This window comes from Streptomyces sparsus, from assembly GCF_054776295.1.
Genome location: NZ_BAAHCA010000285.1, coordinates 1 through 5,319 on the forward strand (window position 1 = coordinate 1; position 5,319 = coordinate 5,319).

The 5,319-nt window shown below is 71.3% G+C and carries 7 protein-coding genes; 4 read left to right on the forward strand and 3 right to left on the reverse strand.

What is annotated here, in order from left to right:
- Nucleotides 1-139: 139 nt before the first annotated feature.
- Nucleotides 140-628 carry a LysM peptidoglycan-binding domain-containing protein gene (locus ACYVE9_RS14500; RefSeq protein WP_461028250.1) on the reverse strand — a complete coding sequence of 163 codons (489 nt, stop codon included), beginning with the start codon at nt 626-628 and terminating at the stop codon, nt 140-142.
- A 433-nt stretch (nt 629-1,061) separates the two neighbouring features.
- On the opposite strand from ACYVE9_RS14500, the gene ACYVE9_RS14505 reads away from it, so the two are divergent.
- A complete protein-coding gene (locus tag ACYVE9_RS14505) occupies nt 1,062-1,568 on the forward strand; it encodes an anthrone oxygenase family protein (protein ID WP_461028251.1) in 507 nt (168 codons plus the stop codon).
- A gap of 195 nt (nt 1,569-1,763) precedes the next feature.
- The gene (locus ACYVE9_RS14510; RefSeq protein ID WP_461028252.1) at nt 1,764-2,210 is read left to right on the forward strand and encodes a hypothetical protein; all 447 of its coding nucleotides are present in this window, start codon (nt 1,764-1,766) and stop codon (nt 2,208-2,210) included.
- A 116-nt stretch (nt 2,211-2,326) separates the two neighbouring features.
- Here the strand turns inward: ACYVE9_RS14510 and ACYVE9_RS14515 are convergent, their stop codons facing one another.
- The gene (locus ACYVE9_RS14515; RefSeq protein ID WP_461028253.1) at nt 2,327-2,974 is read right to left on the reverse strand and encodes an O-methyltransferase; all 648 of its coding nucleotides are present in this window, start codon (nt 2,972-2,974) and stop codon (nt 2,327-2,329) included.
- Between the two features lie 49 nt (nt 2,975-3,023).
- Complete coding sequence (locus ACYVE9_RS14520; RefSeq protein ID WP_461028254.1) at nt 3,024-3,332, reverse strand: hypothetical protein; 309 nt, start codon at nt 3,330-3,332, stop codon at nt 3,024-3,026.
- 127 nt (nt 3,333-3,459) lie between these two features.
- Between ACYVE9_RS14520 and ACYVE9_RS14525 the strand changes: the two genes are divergently transcribed.
- Together ACYVE9_RS14525 and ACYVE9_RS14530 are read left to right on the forward strand one after the other, a co-directional pair.
- A complete protein-coding gene (locus ACYVE9_RS14525; RefSeq protein ID WP_461028256.1) occupies nt 3,460-4,392 on the forward strand; it encodes a C40 family peptidase in 933 nt (310 codons plus the stop codon).
- A gap of 187 nt (nt 4,393-4,579) precedes the next feature.
- A complete protein-coding gene (locus tag ACYVE9_RS14530; protein ID WP_461028255.1) occupies nt 4,580-5,248 on the forward strand; it encodes a phosphatase PAP2 family protein in 669 nt (222 codons plus the stop codon).
- Nucleotides 5,249-5,319: the final 71 nt, after the last annotated feature.

Consider the following 5,319-nt stretch of genomic DNA (forward strand, 5'->3'; position numbering starts at 1 on the left):
GGCCTGCCGGGCGGGCGGCGACCGGGCGGCGGGGGCCCGTCGGGAGGCGGCGTCCACAGGGTGTGGACGCCGTGCGGCACCCGGGACGACGAGGCGTACCGGATGCCGACGGCTGCGGGTCGGGGGCTGCCGCGGCGGGTCAGCCGGTGACGGGGATACGCAGGATCTGACCGGGGAAGATGCGGTCCGGGTCGCTGATCCGCGTGGGGTTGGCCCTGACGATGCGGGAGTGGAGGTCCGCGTCACCGTAGTGCTGCTTGGCGATCGCGGACAGCGACTCGCCGGACGACACCTCGTGCTCCCGGTACCCGCGGTAGCCGGGGACGATGTTCGGGCCGTACAGCGCGGCCTGGTTGACCACGTTGATCTCGCTGCCGTCCTTCGCGCTCTGCTCGAAGATCTGGACGAACACCTGGTCGCGGGCGAAGGCGGCGCCGCTCACGTCGACGCTGAGCTGGAACGCGTCGTACATGCCCGTACCGCCGACCGTGAAGTGGCCGGTCACCTCGTCGTGCCCGTCGGTGACGCGGTACTGGAGGGTCGCCTCGAAGCCACTGCCGACTCCGGCGATCAGCACGGGGTCGCCGACCAGATCGAGCTCCTGCGGCTGGTAGATGCGGTTGGTCATGAAGACCTCCCCTGTTGAAGGGCCGGACATCCGGCACGGTCCTCCTCGTGCCGGACCGGTGGCACGAGTGCCCGTGTGAGCAGGGCTCAACACAGCTGACACAGAACAATGTTGGGGATTGCGCAGGGCTGCCGCCGCGTCTGCCGACGACCTGGGACGGAGCTCGGACCGGCACCGGGAGACCGCCCCCCGACGCTGCGTCAGCCGGGCGGAGAGCGCGCGTTCCGGCGTTCGGCGGACCCGGCGCGCGTTCGGCCGGAGGTGGACCCTCGGCCCGGGTGGACGCTCGGAGAGGTGGATGAGTCGCTCGGACATGGCCGCGACAGCCGCCGCGCGGTTTGCTGGCGGCAGGCGGCACACGTGGGCAGGTGGGTGCGGAACCGCACCGCCTCGGGTGGTCCATCCGGCGCCGGAGACAGAACGGAAGTACACGATGACCGTTGTCGCAGTGGCGACAGCCGCGGTGAGCCTGCTGCTCACCGGTGTGGTCGCCGGCCTCTTCGCCACCTTCTCGGTGGCCGTGATGCCCGCCCTCGACGCCGTACCGCCGGGGCAGGCCGTCGCCGTCATGCGCAGCATCAACCGGAAGATCGTCAACCCGGTGTTCCTGGCGGCCTTCCTGGGGGCGCCCCTCACCACTGCCGTCACCGGTGCGCTGGTGTGGGCGGAAGGGCACCCGCAGGCCGGTGCGGTTTTCCTGACCGGCGCCGCGGTCCTCCTGCTGGGGGTGCTGGCGCCGACGGTGGCGGTGAACGTGCCGATGAACGAGGCGCTCGACGCCGCGCCCGCCCCGGACGACCGGCTGGACGACCGGGCGGCGGCCCGGGAGTGGGCCGGCTACTCGCCGCGCTGGACCAGGTGGAACACGCTGCGCGCCGCGTCGGGCTCGACGGCACTGCTGCTGGTCGGTCTGGAGCTGGTGTGGTGGGGCCGGCAGTGACGGGGTGAGCCGGCGCCCCGGAAGGCGCCCGTCCCCTTCCGGGGCGCCGGCTCACCCCCTGTCTGCCCGCCCGTCCGCACGGAACCGGGGGCGCCCGCGAGGGTGGCAGGCCGCGGGGACCGTCAGTCCGGCTGCCCGAGTCGTACCCTCGGAAGGAGGGATACGGGCGAGGTGGGCCGGGGAGGTGCTGGGCCGATGGGCTTCTGGGTAGTGGTCTGCGTTCTCTTCATCCTGTGCGGGGGCGGGGCCTGGCTGGTGGAGAACGTGCGCGGGGCCCTGCGCACCCGCCACGAGCGGCACCTCGCCCTGCTCCACGCCGAGGAGCACCGGACGCGGGAGATCGCGGAGGCGAGCCGGCCGCCGGACCCACCGGAACCGGTGTGCGGCTGCGGGCACCACCTGGCGCTGCACGACAAGCAGGGAGGCTGCCACTCCCTGGTGGAGGTGCCGACGGGCTGGGACGCCGAGCGCCGGCCGCTGGCCTTCGAACCGGGCCTGTGCCGCTGCCAGCAGTACGTGGGGCCGCAGCCGCTCTCCCAGGTGTGGGCCGAGCAGCTCACCGACCTGGAGCAGCGCAGCGACGCCCACGACGGTGAGGGGGACGGCGACGCCGACGGCGGTCAGCGGGGCTCTCGCGGCTGACGCGTGGTGAGCTGACGCGAGGAGCTGACGCTTGAGGAGCCGCCGTGTGCGTGGCTGGGCCCGGAACCGCCCGCGACCCTCTACCGGGACCGGGACCGGTAGAGGGATGCCGGCTGTCAGCGCTTGCGGACGAGGGTGACGCCGTCCCGCAGCGGCAGCATCACCGAGGTGACCCGGGGGTCGGCGGTGATGGTGTCGTTCACCGCGCGGATCGCCGTCACGGACTCGCCCGTCGCGTCGGGGTCCACGACGTGGCCGCCCTGCAGCACGTTGTCCAGCGCGATGATGCCGCCCGGTCGCATCCGGCCGACCAGCTCCTCGTAGTACTGCGGGTATCCGGTCTTGTCCGCGTCGATGAACGCGAAGTCGATCGGCTCGTCCGCCGGGAGCGCGCGCAGCGTCTCCGCGGCCGGGGCGATGCGCAGGTCGATCGAGTCGGCGACACCCGCCCGTTCCCAGTAGCGGCGGGCGATGTCCGTCCACTCCTCACTCACGTCGCAGGCGATGAGCCGCCCGCCCTCGGCGAGGCCGCGTGCGATGCACAGGGCGGAGTACCCGGTGAACGTGCCCACCTCCACGGCCAGCCGCGCGCCGGTGAGCTGCACGATCAGGGTGAGGAAGGCGCCTTCGTCCTGGGTGATCTGCATCGACGTGTGGCCGGGCAACGCGCGACGGGTCTCCTCGGCGAGGTCGCGCAGCACGTCGTCCGCGGGCGTGCAGTGGGCCAGGAGGTAGTCGTCGAGTTCGGGATTGACGATGTGCACGGACGGCTCCGAGTGGAACGGACGGCTCCGAACGGCGGGTTCGGACGTTTCAGATGGCCATACCGTAGACGATCGTGAAGAGGGTCCCGAGGGATCCGATGATGAACACGCCGGTCAGTCCGGCGACGATGAGGCCCTTGCCCTGCTCGGCGCTGAAGGTGTCGCGCAGGGCCGTCGCGCCGATGCGCTGCTTCGCCGCACCCCAGATGGCGATGCCGAGGCAGAGCAGGATCGCCACCGCCATCACGACCTCGATCATGATGCGGGCCTCGGCGCCCAGCGTGCCGAACGGGCCCCAGTCAGGCGCGATTCCGCCGATGATCGTCGTGATGTCGCCTGCTCCGGCTGCCAGAAACATGTGAACCCACCGCCCCAGGTGTGTGATCGGGTCGACTCATCATGCGCAAGTCTCTTTGAATTCTGCCACGGGATGCGATGGTTGAGGGGTGCGGAAGGCTTGGGTGGCGGCCGGAGTCGGCCTGGGAATGGTGTTGTGCTTCATGGGTCTGCTCGTGGTGGGCACCTACAGCGCGGCGGCCAACCTCGGTGTGGGCAGGGGCGGATCGGTGGCGCTCGCCAAGAACGCCGTGCCCGCGCAGTACGAGGCGCTGGTGCAGAAGTGGGGAAATCTGTGCGACGCCATCAACCCGGCGCTGCTCGCGGCCCAGTTGTACCAGGAGAGCGGCTGGAACCCGAACGCGCAGTCGCCGGCCGAGGCGCAGGGCATCGCGCAGTTCATCCCCGGTACCTGGGCGGCCCACGGCATGGACGCCAACGGTGACGGCAAGGCCGACGTGTGGGACCCGCAGGACGCCATCCCGTCGGCGGCCTCCTACGACTGCAAGTTGGCCGGGTACGTCAAGGACGTGCCCGGCGACCCGACGGAGAACATGCTGGCCTCCTACAACGCCGGGGCCTACGCGGTGATCAAGTACAACGGGGTGCCGCCCTACCGGGAGACGCAGAATTACGTCAAGGTGATCCGCACGATGGAGCGGAGCTTCGCGGCCCCCAAGGGCCGGGTGTCACCGACGAAGCAGGCGGCCGGGGCCATCCACTACGCGCAGGACAAGCTCGGCACGCCCTACCTGTGGGGCGGCAACGGCACCCCCGAGCAGGGCGGGCGGTTCGACTGCTCCGGGCTGACCAAGGCGGCGTACGCGTCGGTGGGCATCGAACTGCCCCGGGTGGCCAACGACCAGTGGAACTCCGGGCCGCACCCGAGCCGCGACGAACTCCTCCCCGGTGACCTGGTGTTCTTCGCCCACGACCTGAACGACTCGCGGTCCATCCACCACGTCGGCATCTACGTCGGCGGCGGGTACATGATCGACGCCCCGTACACCGGGGCCGTGATCCGCTTCGACCCGGTGGACAGCGCGGACTACTTCGGTGCCACCCGGCCGACGGCGGCGTGAGACGTCGCATACCCTGGGTGAGGCGAAGGCCTTGAGCTGCGCAGACGGTCACTCTTCGATAACGTCGAGGTGATCTTTCGGTGGAGACAGGAACGCCGGGGGGTGGTGCGAGCGTTCTCAGGGAGAGAGCGGGCATCTCGCTACCACGGGGGTCGGCAGCGCGAACAGAATGAAGGGCCGCATCGCCATGGCTGGTTGGGAAAACCCCGACGTCGACCTCCTCCATCGGGTGAACGGGCTGTCCGGCGCCACGCCGGGCTGGGTCGACTCGGCACTCGGTTTCAGCAGCGAGTACGGCGTCATCCTGGGCATCATGATGCTCGGCCTGTGGGCCTGGTGGACGGCCAGGCGCCGGCCGGACGCGCCGGCCGCGGTGGCCGGTCTGCTGTGGGCGCCGCTGGCGGCGTCCGTCGCCTACCTGGTGAACTACCCGATCCGCGAACTCGTGGCGCGGCCGAGGCCGTTCGTGGACCACGAAGGGCTCGACGTGCTCGTGCCGGGCAAGACGGGCTTCTCCTTCGTCAGTGACCACACCACCCTGGTGACGGCCATCGCCGTCGGCATCTTCCTGGTCAACCGCAAGCTGGGCGCGCTCGCGGTGCTGCTCGCGCTCTTCCAGGGGTTCGGTCGCGTCTACGCGGGTGTGCACTATCCGACGGACGTGATCGGCGGTCTGGCCCTGGGTACCGCGGTGGCCCTGCTGCTCGCGCCGGTGGCGCTCGCACTGCTGACGCCGCTCACCCGCGCCATCGCGCTCTCGCCGCGCGCCGGCCGGCTGGTGCAGGTCCCCGGAACGGGTGAACCGGACAGCGCGGGAGCCACCCTGCCCCGCTCGGAACGCGACCTCGCAGCCTGACCTTCCGCGCAGCCGGCCGCGCCTCGTCCTGCGAGGAGCCGTCCGGTCCGGTGACGGGCCGGGCTCAGGCG

What these genes read in the sequence shown, in the direction of transcription:
- ACYVE9_RS14500 (WP_461028250.1), bottom strand. Translation starts at nt 628, where the DNA reads ATGACCAACCGCATCTACCAGCCGCAGGAGCTCGATCTGGTCGGCGAC.
- ACYVE9_RS14525 (WP_461028256.1), top strand. Translation starts at nt 3,460, where the DNA reads ATGGTGTTGTGCTTCATGGGTCTGCTCGTGGTGGGCACCTACAGCGCG.
- ACYVE9_RS14505 (WP_461028251.1), top strand. Translation starts at nt 1,062, where the DNA reads ATGACCGTTGTCGCAGTGGCGACAGCCGCGGTGAGCCTGCTGCTCACC.
- ACYVE9_RS14520 (WP_461028254.1), bottom strand. Translation starts at nt 3,332, where the DNA reads ATGTTTCTGGCAGCCGGAGCAGGCGACATCACGACGATCATCGGCGGA.
- ACYVE9_RS14510 (WP_461028252.1), top strand. Translation starts at nt 1,764, where the DNA reads ATGGGCTTCTGGGTAGTGGTCTGCGTTCTCTTCATCCTGTGCGGGGGC.
- ACYVE9_RS14530 (WP_461028255.1), top strand. Translation starts at nt 4,580, where the DNA reads ATGGCTGGTTGGGAAAACCCCGACGTCGACCTCCTCCATCGGGTGAAC.